At 45.1% G+C, this 17,859-nt stretch carries 12 protein-coding genes and 1 pseudogene; 11 read left to right on the top strand and 2 right to left on the bottom strand.

Annotated features, from left to right (window positions below; all coding sequences use genetic code 11):
- The first annotated feature begins 30 nt into the window (after positions 1-30).
- From RSJ42_RS15695 to RSJ42_RS15670, 6 genes and pseudogenes are all read left to right on the top strand, one after another.
- On the top strand, positions 31-1,143 hold the full coding sequence (locus RSJ42_RS15695; protein WP_410508198.1) for a DUF1646 family protein: 1,113 nt from the start codon (positions 31-33) through the stop codon (positions 1,141-1,143).
- A gap of 569 nt (positions 1,144-1,712) precedes the next feature.
- A pseudogene (locus RSJ42_RS15690) lies at positions 1,713-2,824 on the top strand (DUF1646 family protein).
- A 277-nt stretch (positions 2,825-3,101) separates the two neighbouring features.
- Positions 3,102-4,388, top strand: a complete 1,287-nt coding sequence (gene rbcL / locus RSJ42_RS15685; protein WP_410508197.1) for a type III ribulose-bisphosphate carboxylase — start codon at positions 3,102-3,104, stop codon at positions 4,386-4,388.
- 24 nt (positions 4,389-4,412) lie between these two features.
- Positions 4,413-5,591, top strand: coding sequence for an L-threonylcarbamoyladenylate synthase (locus tag RSJ42_RS15680; RefSeq protein ID WP_410508196.1), 1,179 nt, complete (start codon positions 4,413-4,415; stop codon positions 5,589-5,591).
- Between the two features lie 145 nt (positions 5,592-5,736).
- Positions 5,737-5,982: a hypothetical protein gene (locus RSJ42_RS15675; protein WP_410508195.1), complete on the top strand. Its 246-nt coding sequence runs from the start codon at positions 5,737-5,739 to the stop codon at positions 5,980-5,982.
- A 31-nt stretch (positions 5,983-6,013) separates the two neighbouring features.
- The gene (locus RSJ42_RS15670) at positions 6,014-9,466 is read left to right on the top strand and encodes a DNA polymerase II large subunit (protein ID WP_410508194.1); all 3,453 of its coding nucleotides are present in this window, start codon (positions 6,014-6,016) and stop codon (positions 9,464-9,466) included.
- Positions 9,467-9,840: 374 nt separating this feature from the next.
- Here RSJ42_RS15670 and mmp10 read toward each other — a convergent pair whose 3' ends face one another.
- A complete protein-coding gene (gene mmp10 / locus RSJ42_RS15665; protein ID WP_410508193.1) occupies positions 9,841-11,076 on the bottom strand; it encodes a methyl coenzyme M reductase-arginine methyltransferase Mmp10 in 1,236 nt (411 codons plus the stop codon).
- Positions 11,077-11,497: 421 nt separating this feature from the next.
- Between mmp10 and mcrB the strand changes: the two genes are divergently transcribed.
- Genes mcrB through mcrA form a run of 5 tightly spaced genes read left to right on the top strand, consistent with a single transcriptional unit; the run spans position 11,498 to position 16,437 of the window.
- Complete coding sequence (gene mcrB, locus RSJ42_RS15660) at positions 11,498-12,802, top strand: coenzyme-B sulfoethylthiotransferase subunit beta (RefSeq protein WP_410508192.1); 1,305 nt, start codon at positions 11,498-11,500, stop codon at positions 12,800-12,802.
- A gap of 24 nt (positions 12,803-12,826) precedes the next feature.
- The gene (mcrD, locus tag RSJ42_RS15655) at positions 12,827-13,339 is read left to right on the top strand and encodes a methyl-coenzyme M reductase operon protein D (protein ID WP_410508191.1); all 513 of its coding nucleotides are present in this window, start codon (positions 12,827-12,829) and stop codon (positions 13,337-13,339) included.
- A 6-nt stretch (positions 13,340-13,345) separates the two neighbouring features.
- Positions 13,346-13,966, top strand: coding sequence for a methyl-coenzyme M reductase I operon protein C (mcrC, locus tag RSJ42_RS15650; RefSeq protein ID WP_410508190.1), 621 nt, complete (start codon positions 13,346-13,348; stop codon positions 13,964-13,966).
- 1 nt (position 13,967) lies between these two features.
- Positions 13,968-14,714: a coenzyme-B sulfoethylthiotransferase subunit gamma gene (mcrG, locus tag RSJ42_RS15645; RefSeq protein WP_410508189.1), complete on the top strand. Its 747-nt coding sequence runs from the start codon at positions 13,968-13,970 to the stop codon at positions 14,712-14,714.
- A gap of 10 nt (positions 14,715-14,724) precedes the next feature.
- Positions 14,725-16,437, top strand: a complete 1,713-nt coding sequence (gene mcrA, locus RSJ42_RS15640; protein WP_410508188.1) for a coenzyme-B sulfoethylthiotransferase subunit alpha — start codon at positions 14,725-14,727, stop codon at positions 16,435-16,437.
- 351 nt (positions 16,438-16,788) lie between these two features.
- On the opposite strand, the gene RSJ42_RS15635 is transcribed toward mcrA, so the two are convergent.
- Positions 16,789-17,733 (bottom strand): 50S ribosomal protein L11 methyltransferase, encoded by a 945-nt coding sequence (locus RSJ42_RS15635; RefSeq protein ID WP_410508187.1) that lies wholly within the window; start codon positions 17,731-17,733, stop codon positions 16,789-16,791.
- Positions 17,734-17,859: the final 126 nt, after the last annotated feature.

The following is a 17,859-nucleotide window of genomic DNA, read 5'->3' as shown; positions in this document are numbered from 1 at the left end:
AAAATAGTAGTTTTAAGGAGGAAAAAAGTAATGGCTCTTGAACCAGGAATTTTAGCTGGGTTTCTTGTAATATTCTTAGCCGTATTGCTCGGCCCATTTAAAATACACATTATTGAAGAAAATCTGGAACCATTTTTGCTTGTTTGCGGCATCGCAGCAATGACTCTTTCAGGTTTTGTCGAACTCCCGGGTGAGGAGACAGGCTGGACTCTGGAGATAATTGAAGAAGCATTAACTTCACCGCTGCATGTTGGAGATATCTTTGGCATTCCAATCGGCATATTCCAGATTGTGCTTGTAGTCGGTTTGGTTATCTACAAATGGCATACTCCGATCCACAAAGCAATCAGAAAACTGACCGATATACTTTCTGTTAAGGTTCTGGGTTTTCTTTTGATTGTTGTGCTCGGCTTATCCTCAAGTGTTATGTCAGCTATTCTTGCAGCAATTATTCTCGTTGAAGTGGTTAATGCAATGCCTCTCTCGAGAAAGTCCAAGATCGACCTTACAATCATTGCCTGTTTCTCAATCGGTCTTGGAGCAGCACTTACCCCTCTCGGAGAACCTCTTTCAACAATCGCTATTTCAAAGTTATCCGGTGAACCTTACCACGCTGATTTCATGTTCTTGTTTAATATGCTTGGTAAATACATTATTCCGGGCATCTTCGCTTTCGGTGTTCTCGGAGTGTTTTTCCTTGGAAAAGCTGACCCTAAAGATGCAGGAATGAAAGCAGCGGATTACAACGAGACTGTTAAGGATGTCATAATGAGGGCTATTAAAGTCTACGTTTTTATTGCCGCACTTGTGTTGCTCGGAGAAGGTTTCAAGCCTCTTATCCTTGAATACTTTATCCAGATCCCCTCAGGCATTCTCTACTGGGTAAACATGGTTTCTGCTATTCTTGACAATGCTACCCTATGCGCTGCTGAAATCGGACCTGCTCTCAGTGAAATCCAGATAAGGAGTATCCTTATGGGTCTTTTGATTGCAGGTGGAATGTTGATCCCAGGAAATATTCCGAACATCATTTCTGCAGGAAAGCTTGGTATCACCAGTAAGGAATGGGCAAAACTCGGAGTACCCCTTGGGCTTGTCTCAATGGCTATCTACTTCATCATCATCTTCGTACTAGGAATATAAGCTTGAGGTATACCCGGCCAGGATATACCCTTTGGACTGTACTTAACATAGTTTCAGAATCCGGTGATAAAATAAACTTGAAATCGCTGGATTTTGGAACAAATTTTAGTCAAGCTTCTCACAGGATGAATGATTATCTACGAATTTGTTAATTTTCTCAGACATGTCAGCTCAAATTTTAACTCTTATTTTCAATATAGTTTCTTTACAGCTTTCTGAAATCATTATATTTTTCTAAAAGTACTCGTATTTTTGATGCCTATTTTTCTTAGTTTAGTATCTGCTCCTCTCGTTTATGATAAGCAATATTTGCATTCAGGTAAAGGAATCCGTGAGTTAAATGCGGGAATGAGTGACTGTAAACATCTAGAATTAAAAGTTCATGTTTATTGTACGGGATGAATAACATTTAAAAGTAATAATAATGATAGATTAATATATTATAGGACTATATTTAATAAAGCAGGTTTCTATAAGGCCCAACCATTCGAGAATTTCGTGCTGTTAAACAGTAAGTTACTTTCTCAGGCCCTTTACGACCTAGAGTACTACTTAAAGGAGGAAAAATAGTGGCTCTTGATTTAGGAGTTTTAATTGGATTTCTTGTGATATTCCTCACAGTATTGATTGGACCTTTTAAAATACACTTTATTGAAGAAAATCTGGAAGTATTCCTGTTAATCTGCGGAGTAGCGGCAATGACACTTTCAGGTTTTGTCAGGATTCCGGACGTTGAAACAGGCTGGAGTTTAGAGATTATTGAAGAATCGTTGACTGCTCCATTGCATGTGGGAGACATATTTGGTATTCCAATTGGAATATTCCAGATAGTGCTGGTCGTAGGTTTGATTATCTACAAGTGGCATACTCCGATCCATAAAGCAATCAGAAAACTTACCGACATGCTTTCTGTTAAGGTTCTGGGTTTTCTTTTGATTGTTGTGCTCGGCTTATCCTCAAGTGTTATATCAGCCATTCTTGCGGCAATAATTCTCGTTGAAGTGGTTAACGCAATGCCTCTCTCGAGAAAGTCCAAGATCGACCTTACAATCATTGCATGTTTCTCAATCGGTCTTGGAGCAGCACTTACCCCCTGGGAGAACCTCTTTCAACAATCGCTATCTCAAAACTATCAGGCGAACCTTACAATGCTGATTTCATGTTCTTGTTTAATATGCTTGGCAAATATATTTTCCCGGGTATCTTTGCCTTCGGTCTTCTTGGAGTTTTCTTCCTAGGAAAGGCTGATCCCAAAGCTCACGAAATGGAATCGGCAGATTATAATGAGACTGTAAAGGATGTCGTGATGAGAGCTGTTAAAGTCTACGTTTTTATTGCAGCGCTCGTACTGCTAGGTGAAGGTTTCAAGCCCATAATATTCGAGTATTTCATACAGGTACCTTCTGTGGCACTGTACTGGATCAATATGGTCTCTGCGGTCCTTGATAATGCTACTCTTGCGGCTGCTGAGATAGGACCAATTCTCAGTGAGTTCCAGATAAGGAGTATACTTATGGGACTTTTAATATCAGGTGGAATGTTAATTCCCGGAAATATTCCCAACATCATCTCTGCAAGCAAACTGGGTATCTCCAGCAAAGAATGGGCAAGACTTGGACTGCCTCTTGGGCTTGTCTCGATGGCCATATATTTCATTGTACTGTTCGTACTGGGAATATAAAATCTTAAAATTTTCTTTTTTTTATTTTTTCAATCATCTGATGACTTTCCAGTATGGGTATCTGATACAAAAAATGCAAGTTGGTAGACTCCAATTTTGGTCAGAAACGGTTTTTCCTTTAATACTTATTCTTGAAAGTATTTTTCAATTTAATTTTACTCTTCCAGTAAACAAGTTTTTATTTATGTTCAGTTACCTCCTTCAATCATAATATTATTTTAATCTAGCAAAATTATAATCTGGAATTTAATTCAATCAGGAGTAAGGAGAATACAGAATGCGTAGGGACTATATTGATATCGGCTACAGCCCGAAGGACACGGATCTTGTCTGTGAATTTCACATCGAACCGACGGCAGGAGTTAATTTTGAGGAAGCTGCAACTCACATGGCAGGAGAAAGCTCTATAGATTCATGGACTGAAATTGCCACGCTGAGCCCCGAACTCGCAGAGAAGCTGAAACCCCATGTCTTTTACGCCAATGAGGAAGCACAAAGTGTAAGAGTGGCTTATTCGGAAGATCTCTTTGAGCTCGGCTCCGTCCCTCAGGTTCTCAGTGCTGTTGCAGGAAATATCCTGAGCATGAAAATTGTTGACAATCTCAGGCTACAGGACATAGCCTTCCCCAGGTCCATGCTTCGCGAGTTCAAAGGTCCGAACTTCGGACTGCCAGGAATAAGGAAACTCGTGGGTGTTCAGGACAGGCCTCTTATAGGAACAATTGTAAAACCGAAAGTCGGCCTGAACTCAGAGAAGCATGCTGAGGTTGCTTACAATTCTTTTGCCGGTGGTTGCGACCTTGTTAAAGATGATGAAAACCTGACAGATCAGAAATTTAACGGCTTTGAAAAGAGAGCCGAACTCACCCTGAAACTCGCAGAAAAGGCGGAGTCCGAAACAGGGGAAAGAAAGATGTACCTCTGCAATGTCACTGCCCCGACATGTAAAGAAATGGTCCGCCGCATGAATGTCCTTAAAGACCTTGGTGCCAGTTATGCAATGGTTGATATAGTGCCTGCTGGCTGGACTGCAATTCAGACTCTGCGCGAGGAAGCCCAGGATGCAGGTCTGGCTCTTCACGCCCACCGCTGTATGCATTCAGCCTACACAAGGAACCCGCGCCACGGGATAAGCATGCTTGTTGTTGCCAAACTCTGCAGGCTCGTAGGGCTTGACCAGCTTCACATAGGCACGGTTGTCGGGAAGATGCATGGAGAAAAGCACGAAGTCCTGAACCTCAGGGATCAGTGTGTGCTCGATAAAGTGCCTGCGGATGAAAGTCAGCATATCCTTGCCCAGGACTGGGGAGGGCTAAAACCGATGTTTCCTGTAGCATCTGGAGGACTTGCTCCTACAATGATTCCAGACCTCTATTCAATCTTTGGAAAAGACGTTATTATGCAGTTCGGTGGCGGTATTCATGCGCATCCAATGGGCACGGCAGCAGGAGCCACTGCTTGCAGGCAGGCTCTCGAAGCGAGCCTTGAAGGAATCAGCTTGCAGGATTATGCAAAGGATCATAAAGAGCTTGAGATTGCTCTCGGAAAATGGCTTAAGAAATAAGCGGCTCAATGAGAAAAGGACTGCATGAACGGAACCGATACAGGCAGGACCATTTGCAGGTTGTATAATCGGAACAATAACAGAATAATAATCAACAGGAGCTTACCCCTGGTGCAGGCAGAAAACGAAAATAAAAAAGAGACCCGGATATTCCGGATTTCCGAAGAGAATTTCGATGCTATCCTTGACGAGGCTGCAGCGATTATCCGAAAAGGAGGGACAGTTGCCTTTCCCACGGAGACCGTTTACGGGCTTGGGGCAGATGGGCTGAATCCTGATGCCGTCCTGAAGATCTTTGAAGCAAAGGAACGACCACCCGGGAATCCTCTCAGCCTTCTAGTCCATTCCGAGGAAGATATCAGAAAGGTTGCAAAAAATATCCCTGAAAAAGCCTTCAGGCTTATGGACGCTTTCTGGCCCGGTCCCCTTACGATCGTGCTTGAGAAAAACGATACAGTCCCGGAAATTACTTCGGGAAACCTGCCTTCAATAGGCTTACGCATGCCTGATCACAGGATTCCTCTGGATCTTGTAAAAAGGGCAGGGACTCCTCTGGCTGCTCCGAGCGCTAACCTTTCAGGAAAGCCAAGTCCCAGTCTGGCAATTCATGTCCTTGCTGACCTTGAGGGCAAAATTAATGCGGTTATTGATGGCGGGGGAACAGCCATAGGGCTTGAGTCTACTGTTATTGATATGACTGCCGAACCTCCTGCGGTGCTCCGGATAGGGGCGGTAGGAATTGATGACCTTGAAAAGGTTATAGGTAAAGTCAGGCCCACATTTACCGGAGCTGAAACAAAAGCTGGAGAATCTATGCCTGAAAGGCAGGCAGGCCAGAAGTACAGCCATTATACTCCTGATACTCAGGTTGTGCTTGTTGAAGGGAAAGAAGAAAAAATTTCTGAAAAGCTTGGTATTCTTCTCGAAGATTACCTGAGCAAAGGGCAGAAAGTCGGGCTTTTACTGAGCGACGAGACCGCAGATTTTTTTGCTGCTAAAGAATTGCGTGCCCATGAATGCTTTTTACTGGGGTCTCGTAAAGAACCGGAAGAAGCTGCAAAGAGATTATTTGAAGGGCTCAGGGCTCTGGATGCAAAAGGACTGGATGTGATCCTGGCTGATGGCTCTTTTTCCCTTGCAGGCCTTGGAGCTGCCCTCCTTAACAGGTTAAGAGAAGCTGCCTCAGTGAGGTATGTTTTCTGAGTCAGGAATATCAGTTAAATTGCAAGATTATAAGTGAGGGTTTGACAGTCAGAATTGAATGAAGTTTGACACCCGGATCTGACATTGCGATTCGAGGTTCAAATTTTGATAACCATTTATTTTTCAGATATCTGGAGAGATCTTCTTGAAGGCGGAAAAAAGAGAACAGATGGAAAAGATGCGGGCTTACAAGAAAGTCCGCGAGCAGAACAAAAAAACGACATTAATAAGCCTTTCGATCCTGGCTACAGGTATGGTTTTGACAACTCTTGAGATAGACCTCCTTGGAATTGATATCGGATACTATTTCATGTGGGCTGGGGTTTTTGTCTTCTTTGTTGTCTCAATTCAGGGACTCTTTGCTGCCGGGTCCCTGCGAAAGCAGAGATAATTTTTCGTTCTCTTAAAAGGGGATTTTTAAAATGGGCGAAACTATTGCAAGTGAAGAAATGCATGAGTATTTCAATGAGCTTGAGGCACGGTTAAAAGAAGCAATTGAAATAGCAAACAGGGCCCGGGCTAATGGTGGAGATCCCAAACCCGTTGTAGAAATTCCCCTTGCCAAAGACCTTGCAGACAGGGTCGAGAACCTTATCGGTGTTAAGGGAGTTGCTGTAAAGATAAGGGAACTTGAAACAAAGATGTCCAGGGAAGAAGCTGCCCTTGAAATTGGAAAAGAAGTCGCTGAAGGGGTTGTAGGAAGTTTTCCAACAAAAAAAGATGCTGTGGAAGCGGCTATTCGCGTTTCAATGGCAGTTTTGACCGAAGGAGTAGTTGCAGCTCCTATCGAGGGAATCGATAAGGTAGATCTCGGGAAAAACGACGATGGTTCCCAATATATCAGGATATTTTATTCCGGGCCAATCAGGAGTGCAGGAGGGACTGCGCAGGCTCTTTCCGTGCTGGTAGGCGATTATGTGAGGCGTGGGATAGGGATTGACCGTTATAAGCCAAGAGAAGAAGAAGTGGAGCGGTATGTGGAAGAAATCCTGCTTTACAAGAGGGTTGCAAGCCTTCAGTACACGCCTTCTGAAGATGAAATCCGTTTGATAGTCCGGAACTGTCCTGTTTGCATTGACGGAGACCCGACTGAAGAGACCGAGGTTGAAGGGCACAGGGACCTTGAAAGGATAGGGACTAACCGCGTCAGGGGAGGTATGTGCCTCGTGCTTGCCGAAGGGCTTGCACTCAAGGCTCCGAAGGTCAAAAAGCATGTGAATAAATTAAAAATGGACGGCTGGGACTGGCTTGAGACGCTTATCGGGGGAGCTAAAAGCGGGGGAGGCGATGAAGACGAGCAGAAAAATAAAATCAAGCCAAAGGATAAATATATCCGCGACCTGATTGCCGGGAGACCTGTATTCTCTCACCCCTCAAGGCCTGGAGGGTTCAGGCTGCGGTATGGGCGGTCAAGAAATACCTCTTTTGCTTCGTCAGGGATTAATCCTGCAAGTATGGTTTTGCTTGATGATTTTATTACTAACGGAACTCAGCTTAAGATAGAGAGGCCCGGTAAAGCTGCCGGTATGTCTGCCGTGGACTCGATAGAAGGGCCTACTGTAAGGCTTTTTTCAGGAGACCTTATTCGGGTAGATGATATAAAAGAAGCATATGAGGTCCGTCCGCAGGTTGAGGTAATAGTGGATATCGGGGAAATTCTGATCAATTACGGGGATTTTCTGGAGAACAACCATCCTCTTATGCCCTCTCCTTATGTTTTTGAGTGGTGGATTTATGATTACGAATCCGCCTGCCCTGAAAAGATTCCAGAGGAAGATTTGAAAAATCCGTCTGCGGGTCTTGCTCTCAGGCTTGCCGGGAAGTATAATGTGCCTCTGCACCCTAAGTTCACCTATCTCTGGCATGATATAAACCGGAATGAGTTTGAAGCTCTCAAAAAGTTCGTGGCTGAAAAAGGGACCTTCCTTAGAGGCGAGCCTGAAGGGGAAGGAATCCTTAAACTGCCCCTGAAAGCTTCTGTTGAAGAGGGCATAAAACCTGTGCTTGAAAAGCTTCTTTTACTGCATAAAGTAAAAGAAGGCGAGATCTTTGTTGAAGAAGCTCTTCCGTTTATTTTATGCCTCGGGCTTGACAGTTCGCTCAAAGAAAAAGTCAGCATGCCGGATACTGATAATATGGTAGAAGCCGCAGGCATTTTGAGCGGGTTTAAGGTTTACCCAAGGGCTCCTTCAAGGATAGGGGCGAGGATGGGAAGACCGGAGAAATCCGACCTGCGCAAAATGTCTCCTGCGGCTCAGGTTCTTTTCCCGATAAGTAATGCAGGAGGAATGACACGCAACCTTGTCTCTGCTTCGGATTATACTTCATGCATGAATGCCAGGATAGGGGAAATCGAAGTCGAAATGGGACTGAGGGAGTGCCCTGCCTGCGGGAAAGAGTCTTATTTCTGGCGCTGCGAATGCGGGGAATTTACGAATCCCAAACTCTCCTGCCCTCGATGCAAAATTGATGTGAGAGGAGCAGAAACATGCCCCAAGTGCGGGAGAAAACCGACATCTGTTGCAAATGTAAAGCTGGATTTCCGTTCCATTTACAAGCAGGCTTTTGAGAATGTAGGTGAAAGGGAAAGAATGGATATTATTAAGGGGGTAAAAAGGCTCATGAACGGGCAGATGACTCCCGAACCTCTGGAAAAAGGAATCCTGAGGGCAAAGCATGAAGTTTACATTTTTAAAGATGGAACTGTCCGCTATGATATGTCCGATATTCCCCTTACCCATATAAGAGCCGATGAACTTGGAATTACGGCAGCCAAACTCAGAGAACTCGGCTATAAGGAGGATATTTACGGAAGACCTCTTGAGAGAGATGACCAGGTTGCCTGTTTGAAGGTTCAGGACCTTGTGATTTCTTACGACGGGGCCGGGTATATGCTGCGCACGGCGAAGTACGTTGATGAGCTTCTTGTGAAGTACTACAAAGTTGAGCCGTATTACAATGCCGAAACTATCCAGGACCTTGTGGGGACATTGATGATAGGGCTTGCGCCGCATACCTCTGCAGGAGTTCTCGGGCGCCTGCTGGGTTTCACGAAAGCTTCCGTAGGCTATGCTCATCCTTTTTTCCATGCCTCAAAAAGAAGGAATTGTGATGGGGACGAGGACTGCGTAATGCTTCTCATGGATGGAATTCTCAACTTCTCAAGGTCATATCTGCCCGAAAAACGAGGGGGAAAGATGGATGCTCCTCTGGTGTTAACTACCAGAATAGATCCCAAGGAAGTGGACAAAGAAGCCCATAATATTGATGTTCCTGCACGCTACCCTATTGAGTTTTACAGGGCTACCCAGGAGATCAAAAACCCGACAGAGATTGAAAGCATTATGGATCTTGTTAGCAGCCGGCTTGGGACACCTGAGCAGTATGAACATTTTATGTTTACACATGATACCTCAAATATTGCTGCAGGACCGCTCAATTCTTCTTATAAGACTCTCGGAAGCATGATCGAAAAGATGGAGGCACAACTCTCCCTGGCTAACAGGATAAGGGCGGTTGACGCGCCTGATGTGGCTGAAAGGGTTCTGAAGTCCCATTTCCTTCCGGACCTGATCGGGAATCTTCGTTCTTTTTCCAGGCAGCGGATGCGCTGCATTAAATGCGGAGAGAAGTTCAGGCGTCCGCCACTTACCGGAGCCTGCCCCAAATGTGGAGGCAATGTGGTGCTGACTGTGCACGAGGGAGCTGTCCGCAAGTATCTCGAAATTTCAAAAGAGATTGGAGAAAGGTATGGTGTCTCCAGCTATACCAGACAGAGAATAGAGCTTCTGGACTATGATATTTGCTCTCTGTTTGAAAACCATAAGGTTAAGCAGCTTGGACTTTCAGATTTTATGTCCGGGTCCGCGCGCTAAGAAGAAAAACAGGGAGTGTTAAAGAATCCGAAAATCTTCTTACTGCCCTCTGGGGGGAGATAGGGCAGTACAAAAACCGGAAAAAATAGAAATGTTTATTAATAATGCCTCCAAACCTCCATGGAGTATTTTTTTTCTTCCGGAAAAAAGGACTTTTCATTCACTGCCTTTTTTTTCTTAGCAAAATCTTTACTATTTAATTGAACTATTTTCTATTGATTTTTTCCATAATTATATAATTTCTTATAGATTTATATAGTATCTGTTTCAATATCTAAACCTTAATCAATGAGCTTTTTTTTATGATGTTTGATCCTTTCTAATGCCCGTTTCTATGCTTTATTTGATATCTTTTGGGCAGATTAAAGCTTAGCTTAATTTGCAGGCAGTCCAAGGGAGTTAATCTGATTAATAAGCTCCGTAAAGTTCTCTATTTCCAGTTCCAGGACTTCTTCTCTGGTCATTCCTATGGACATTTCTCCATCTACGGAAAGGCGTTCGGGACCTCTGCGTACAATCCTGTCCACTCCATCTCTTCTGAGGGCTTCCTTGATTTCCATATCGTGAGCAAAAGCCCTGCCCGGAACGAATACTGTTTCAGTCACCTCTGAGAGGTCCAGAGTTTTGAAGTCCTCGATTGTAATAAGGCAGCCAATGTCTTTTTTCAACGGAACCACGTTCACAGTTCCTCCGAGAGCTTCAAATATTTCGGTAAGCCTGGGGGCTGCCGCCTGCCCGGTGATAATGGTTGCTTTTTTGGTCACTCTGGGAAGTTTTAAAAGAGCTTCCGGAACATTACGGATTGCGAAAGGAGAGCCAATTAAGGGGTCTTCCAATGGTGTTCCTGTGATCCTCATAGAAGGATGATTTGCTGCAGAACTGCGTACAATCTCAGTAAATTCGGAGACGGTATGTGGAGTTATTCCTGCGATGATAGGAGCGTTATCAAGGATCAGGCCATTTTCCCTGAAGTTTGCAAATCTCATAAGAATAGCTCCCTTTGCTCCCATAGCTTCCAGATCGCTGAGAGTCTTTTCAAGAACTTCCCCATCGTTAATTCCAGGAAGGAGAACTATTGCCCCATAGACTTCACAACTGGAACAGAAGTCTCGAAGGACCTGAATTGAAGCTTCAGGCTCAGGGTCTTTCATATATTCAGCCCTTAAAGCAGGGTCTGTTGCAAAAACCGTGAAACTCACTTCCGTAACTCCTTGATCTATGTAGAATAAAGCATCATCGGGCTTGCTGAAACCTTTTCCGCTGGTGTATCCAAGATGTATCGGAATATTAAACTGAGACAGGAAAGTGACAAGATTCTTCAGTTCAGGGTAGCAGCTCAGGTCTCCTCCTCCGCTAACCGTGAATTTCTTCACCTCTCCTGTTGTAAAACAGAGTTTATTTGCAGTTTCTTCGAGTACCATCTGGAGGGACTTGAAGCCTGAATACGATTCTCTTACGCTGCGAGTACAGTAATCACACCCTTTTTTAAAAGGAAGGCAATACTTGCAGCCCAGGGGCTGAACTTCTTTGACTTTCTTAAAATAACAGTATTTGCAGAAGCCTCTGCAGTCTACCCCGGGATTTCCGCCTACGTCAACAACTACTTCCATATCAAACTTTCGTATAATGAAGATATTACTAAATCTTTTTGGTATGACTTTCATGACAATTTAATGACAAATTTAAAAAATTTAGATCAAACCGGGCATTTCTCAGAAAAATATATAAATAAGTTTTCTGACAAATTTTTGATATCTTTTGGTATGCCTAAAAACTTGTTTTTCTATTGATGCCGTTTTTTAATATATTTGTAATAAAATACATTTAGTCTTAATAAAATGATTTTTAAAAAAATACATAAATTCATCTAGCGGAGAACACAAAAGATTTAAGTACCTTCTAGACGAATGAGATTTCATTGGGAAAGTGGACACTTAAAAACGACGCGGTACTTGATTTATTGAGTGCACCAGCACTTAAGTTAGGTGACCAGTCCCAAAATGATTTTAATAAATTAAGGAGGAAATTAAAGTGTCTGACACAGTAGACATCTACGACGACAGAGGAAAACTGCTCGAGAGCAATGTCGACATAATGAGCCTTGCTCCAACAAGAAACGCAGCAATTAAAAAGATCATCTTGGACACCAAGCGGTCCGTTGCAGTCAACCTCGCAGGTATTCAGGGCGCACTTGCCAGCGGCAAGATGGGCGGTAAGGGCCGTCAGATCTTAGGCCGTGGGCTCAACTACGATATCGCAGGCAACGCTGAGGCTATTGCAGACAGTGTTAAGAAGTATGTCCAGGTCGACGAAGGCGACGACACCGACGTAAAGATCGTTAAGGGTGGAAAGAGCCTTCTCATTCAGGCTCCCTCATCAAGAATGGCCGCTGGTGCTGACTACATGGCTGCAACAACAGTTGGTGCAGCAGCAGTTACCCAGACCCTCATTGATATGTTCGGAACCGACATGTATGATGCACCCATCGTAAAGGCAGCTGTCTGGGGAAGCTACCCGCAGACAATGGACCTCATGGGCGGACAGGTTCAGAGTATCCTGAGCATTCCCCAGAACAATGAAGGTCTCGGCTACTCCCTCAGGAACATCATGGCCAACCACGTTGCAGCAATATGCAGCCGGAATGCAATGAACACTGCAGCTCTCTCCTCAATCTACGAACAGTCCGGTATCTTTGAGATGGGTGAAGCAGTCGGTATGTTCGAGAGGCACCAGCTCCTCGGTCTTGCCTGCCAGGGTCTCAATGCTAACAACGTTGTTTATGACACTGTAAAGGAAAACGGTAAGGACGGAACCATTGGAACCGTTATCCAGTCCATTGTCGGCAGGGCAATTGAAGACAATGTGATCTCCGTTGACAAGACTGCACCTTCCGGATACAAGTTCTACAAAGCAAACGATGTCCCAATGTGGAATGCCTATGCAGCAGCCGGTGTACTTGCAGCTACCCTCGTGAACTGTGGTGCAGCCCGTGCAGCTCAGGGCGTCTCTGCAACACTTCTGTACTTCAACGACATCCTTGAGAAGGAAACCGGTCTCCCAGGATGCGACTATGGTAAAGTACAGGGTACCGCAGTAGGGTTCTCATTCTTCAGCCACTCAATCTATGGTGGCGGTGGACCCGGTGTCTTCAACGGTAACCACGTCGTTACCAGGCACTCCAGAGGATTTGCAATTCCCTGCGTATGCGCAGCAGTAGCTCTGGATGCAGGTACTCAGATGTTCTCAATTGAATCAACATCTGGCCTTATAGGTGACGTGTTTGGTGCAATACCAGAATTCCGCGAGCCAATCAAGGCAGTTGCAGGAGCGCTCTAAACAAAATAATTAAAAGGTCTAAAGATGTCAGACTCTGCTTCAAACACAGACAATTCCATTCAAATAGAAATCTTTCCCAGTAGAATCCTGTCACCTGAAACCTCTCAGAAACTTCTCGTTGAGCTTTCTCAGGTTGACGGGATACTCCGCGTTATGATCCAGGGCAATAGACTTCCCGAAAAAGTAGGCTACGGCCCTGGTACCGGGGAAAAGGTAGAACACCCTCTAAGAAAGCCTATTCAGATCGGAGATCAGATTATTGAACTCAGGATCAGTGTAGGCAGGATCAGGCTTGAAATCTTAAACGCCGAAGTTAAAGAAAAAGTCAGGGCAGTATGTGAAAAAGTGCTCCCATTCTCTTTTGAATTCAGGGAAGGACATTTCCTCAGGAAAAAACCTACAGTAACTGACTACGCTAAACTTGGTCCTGATGCTGACCCTCTCTTGCTTGGTATGGTGGATCCCAGAGCCAAAATAAACCAGCTTGTCTTCATTGAGAAACTAGAGAAAGAAGAAGATGAAGATAAAGATGAGTGAAAAGATATGATGATCGATCGGGAAACACAGGTAGTTGACTGCAGATGCGGTGGAGGCCTTGGCAAAGGAGGAGGACTCGCTCAAAGGGGCACTCTTTCGGAAGCTGGCCGTGCCGATGTGGTAGCTATTGCTATGAGTCCCGGGCAGAGGCATATTACAAAACCGGTATGTGAGATCACATATGGAATGAGGAAAGAAAACATCCAGGTAAGTGTGCTTGTACTTTACTCTGGTTCGGGAATTCCGGAATCAGGCATGAGGACAGGGTCATTTGTACTCAGTCCCGTGGAAGTGGCACAGATAGAAATGCATAAGCTGGCTGTAATTCACCTCGGAAATATCAAAGACCATGTAATCAGAAAAGCAAGAGAGATTCTGAGCCAGGCTGATATACCGGCAATTATTGTCAGCCAGATCCCGGTGGATTTTGAGGATTTTGCAGAAGCAGGGATAAAGACGAGATTAGTGATGCCAAGGGATGAAAATATTCGTACAAAGGGAATTATAATGGATATGGTTAGCGGAGTTACACGCGGTGACTTCTGTCCCAGGGATAAGCTAAATTTAATCATAAAATACGTCAAGACGACATTAGACCAGTTAGAACATCATAAAGGAGTTGCATGAGATGGCATACGAAGCACAATTTTATCCAGGCGCTACATCAGTAGGCGCTAACAGAAGAAAGCACATGTCCGGAAAACTTGAGAAACTCAGGGAAATTTCCGATGAAGACTTAACTGCAGTCCTCGGACACCGTGCCCCAGGGAGCGACTACCCGAGCACCCACCCACCACTTGCAGAAATGGGAGAGCCCGCAGACCCAGTCCGTGAGCTCGTTACTCCAACACCAGGCGCAGCAGCAGGAGACAGGGTCAGGTACGTCCAGTTCGCTGACTCAATGTACAACGCTCCGGCTACCCCGTACTTCAGATCATATTTCGCAGCAATCAACTTCAGAGGTGTTGACCCAGGTACCCTTTCCGGCCGTCAGATTGTTGAAGCCCGTGAAAGAGACATGGAACAGTGCGCAAAAGTCCAGATGGAAACCGAAATGACTGACCACGCCCTCGCAGGTATGCGTGGTGCAACTGTGCACGGTCACTCTGTCCGTCTCCAGGAAGACGGTGTAATGTTCGACATGCTGGACAGGAGAAGACTCGAAGGCGGCAACATCATTATGGACAAGGACCAGGTCGCAATTCCACTCGACAGGAAAGTAAACCTCGGCAAGCCAATGTCCAGTGAAGAAGCTGCAAAGAGGACCACCATCTACCGTGTGGACAATGTAGCCTTCAGGGACGATGCAGAAGTCGTTGAATGGGTACAGAGGATCTTTGATCAGAGAACAATTTACGGATTCCAGCCTAAATGAGGTGATCATAATGGCAGCAGACATTTTCTCTAAATTCAAAAAATCAATGGAAGTCAAGTTCACACAGGAATTTGGTTCAAACCAGCAGACTAGCGGCGACATTACCGGTAAGACCGAAAAATTCCTGAGACTCGGTCCTGAGCAGGACGCAAGAAAAGCCGAAATGATTAAGGCCGGGAAAGAAATTGCAGAGAAGAGAGGTATTGCATTCTACAACCCAATGATGCACTCTGGTGCACCACTCGGTCAGCGTGCAATCACTCCTTACACCATTTCAGGAACTGACATCGTTGCAGAACCTGATGACCTCCACTACGTCAACAACGCTGCAATGCAGCAGATGTGGGATGACATCAGGAGAACCTGTATCGTCGGTCTTGACATGGCTCATGAGACCCTCGAGAAGAGGCTGGGTAAGGAAGTTACCCCTGAAACCATCAACCACTACCTCGAAGTCCTTAACCACGCAATGCCTGGTGCAGCAGTGGTTCAGGAAATGATGGTTGAAACCCACCCCGCTCTCGTCGACGACTGCTACGTCAAGGTCTTCACCGGTGACGACGAACTCGCAGACGAAATCGACAAGCAGTTTGTCATCAACATCAACAAGATGTTCAATGAAGAACAGGCAGCTCAGCTTAAGGCCTCCATCGGCAAGACATCCTGGCAGGCAATCCACATCCCAACAATTGTCTCCAGAACAACTGACGGTGCTCAGACCTCCAGGTGGGCAGCCATGCAGATCGGTATGTCCTTCATCTCCGCATACGCAATGTGTGCTGGTGAAGCAGCCGTCGCTGACCTGTCCTTCGCTGCAAAACACGCAGCCCTTGTCTCCATGGGTGAAATGCTCCCAGCAAGGCGTGCACGTGGACCAAACGAGCCCGGTGGACTTTCCTTCGGTCACCTCTCAGACATCATCCAGACAAGCCGCACTTCCCAGGACCCAGCAAAGATTGCCCTTGAAGTCGTCGGTGCAGGATGTATGCTCTATGACCAGATCTGGCTCGGATCCTACATGTCCGGTGGTGTCGGATTCACACAGTATGCAACAGCTGCATACACTGATGACATCCTCGACAACAACGTGTACTACGACGTTGACTACATCAACGACAAGTACAACGGTGCTGCAACAGTAGGCAAGGACAACAAAGTAAAGGCAACCCTCGAAGTCGTAAAGGACATCGCAACCGAGTCCACAATCTACGGTATCGAGACCTACGAGAAATTCCCAACTGCCCTTGAAGACCACTTCGGTGGATCCCAGAGAGCAACCGTGCTCGCAGCTGCAGCCGGTGTCGCATGTGCACTCGGAACTGCAAACGCAAACGCCGGTCTCTCAGGCTGGTACCTCTCCATGTACCTGCACAAGGAAGCATGGGGCAGACTCGGATTCTTCGGATACGACCTGCAGGACCAGTGCGGTGCCACAAACGTTCTGTCCTACCAGGGCGACGAAGGTCTCCCAGACGAACTCCGTGGTCCAAACTACCCCAACTACGCCATGAACGTCGGTCACCAGGGTGGATACGCAGGTATCGCTCAGGCAGCCCACGCAGGACGCGGCGACGCATTCACCGTCAACCCGCTCATCAAACTCTGCTTCGCTGACGACCTCATGCCCTTCAACTTCGCTGAGCCCAGGAGAGAGTTCGGCCGCGGTGCAATCAGAGAGTTCGTTCCTGCTGGTGAGAGATCTCTCGTCATTCCAGCAAAATAAACTCGATAAATTAAACACTTTAAAACAGAGTAGGCCTTCGGGCCTGCCTTTTTCTCTTTTTCCCGCCCGAATTGCGCCTCGGGAGTACGCGGTCCTTTTCGCCCCGAATTCCGCTTCGGGAGCACGGTGTCCTTTTCGCTTCGCTCAAGAGGACTAATTTACAGAATTATATATGAGAGATATATAAGAGCTAGTATTGAGAACTGAGCTCATAATGACTAATTTTACGGAAAGTTGCTTCTTTTTGCTCATTCAAAAAAAGTAGAAGTGCTTCTATTTTCTTTACACTTGATATCGTGATCCATGATTTCCTACCATAAGCTTTCCGTCCCAGGCTCATAGATTTCTATTTCAAATCACGACAACTTTTTTGCCTAATTTGCCTGCGGCTTCAATAAATTCTGTTGTATCCACACCTGGAAATGTGTCTATAATACAAATATCAAATTTTTCATCCGGACGATTCGCTAATTCCCTTACATCCATACTATAAACTTCAAAATTGTCTTCGGATGTTATTAATTCTTCTTCGCTGTCTGAAAGTTTGACTGGAAATCCATTTGCTTCTAAGTTAATCAAAGTAGTTTCTATTGCAGGCTTCCATATATCATTAAAAACAACTTTTCGCGCGCCGGCTTTGAGGCATGCGATTCCTAAAGTGCCGGGGCCGCATGTACAGTCTAGAACAGCAGGCTTATCAAAATCTTTTAAGGCTTTTTCAAGTATCTCTATTTTCGGCGAGTCTCTGGTTGGAAACTCTATATGGATTTCATGCTGATACTTGTATATTCCTAAAGCGCCGTAAGGGGTTTGTATAATATCGCATCTCAGGTCGCACCCGGCAAGGAGTTCGTATTCATGAGGATCAGAGTCAGAATCTTTTATACCCACAGTTTTTCTTGCATCCCCTTTTAAAACCCCTTTAACTTCTCCAACTTCTTTTACGATTCTTTCGGCACATTTTTTATTCATTTCATTAGATAATATTACTAAAGAATTCTCAGGCAAATAGGGAACAGAATTAGTTAGATAGCCAGGAGTCACAAGAGGAACACATGAATTCCTTAAATTAGCTTTTTTGTCTTTTATTCCTTCGTCTATCATTACTTTTAGCACGTGAGCCATTACGATATCGAGCTGCCTCTTACCGCATTTACAGCTCCCAAAATTGTTATCTATTTCGTTCAGGTTAATCTCTTCTGCCAGAGGAGAGAATTTTCTTATTTTTTCTGCTTTACAGTCGCTGCATGGTTTGTAGAATAGTTCAATGTCTTTCAGTACTTCCGAGATAGGCATTATGCATGTATCTCCACACCTGCACCTTACTTCCATATGCTTAATTATGGATATTTTGTATAAGTATTATGCCATTTCTTGTTATTCTTGTTCTTCCTGAATTCTGATTCAATTCATTTACAAGGC

Origin of the sequence: Methanosarcina hadiensis (assembly GCF_046529725.1) — an archaeon.
GTDB lineage: Archaea > Halobacteriota > Methanosarcinia > Methanosarcinales > Methanosarcinaceae > Methanosarcina > Methanosarcina hadiensis.
Note: the sequence above shows the minus strand (reverse complement) of the source record. Positions and strands in the feature narration are given on the sequence as shown.

Excerpts from the sequence above, each read along its gene's own strand:
- RSJ42_RS15695 (WP_410508198.1), top strand. The coding sequence starts at position 31 with ATGGCTCTTGAACCAGGAATTTTAGCTGGGTTTCTTGTAATATTCTTA.
- rbcL (WP_410508197.1), top strand. The coding sequence starts at position 3,102 with ATGCGTAGGGACTATATTGATATCGGCTACAGCCCGAAGGACACGGAT.
- RSJ42_RS15680 (WP_410508196.1), top strand. The coding sequence starts at position 4,413 with ATGAACGGAACCGATACAGGCAGGACCATTTGCAGGTTGTATAATCGG.
- RSJ42_RS15670 (WP_410508194.1), top strand. The coding sequence starts at position 6,014 with ATGGGCGAAACTATTGCAAGTGAAGAAATGCATGAGTATTTCAATGAG.
- mmp10 (WP_410508193.1), bottom strand. The coding sequence starts at position 11,076 with ATGGAAGTAGTTGTTGACGTAGGCGGAAATCCCGGGGTAGACTGCAGA.
- mcrD (WP_410508191.1), top strand. The coding sequence starts at position 12,827 with ATGTCAGACTCTGCTTCAAACACAGACAATTCCATTCAAATAGAAATC.
- mcrC (WP_410508190.1), top strand. The coding sequence starts at position 13,346 with ATGATGATCGATCGGGAAACACAGGTAGTTGACTGCAGATGCGGTGGA.
- mcrG (WP_410508189.1), top strand. The coding sequence starts at position 13,968 with ATGGCATACGAAGCACAATTTTATCCAGGCGCTACATCAGTAGGCGCT.
- mcrA (WP_410508188.1), top strand. The coding sequence starts at position 14,725 with ATGGCAGCAGACATTTTCTCTAAATTCAAAAAATCAATGGAAGTCAAG.
- RSJ42_RS15635 (WP_410508187.1), bottom strand. The coding sequence starts at position 17,733 with ATGCCTATCTCGGAAGTACTGAAAGACATTGAACTATTCTACAAACCA.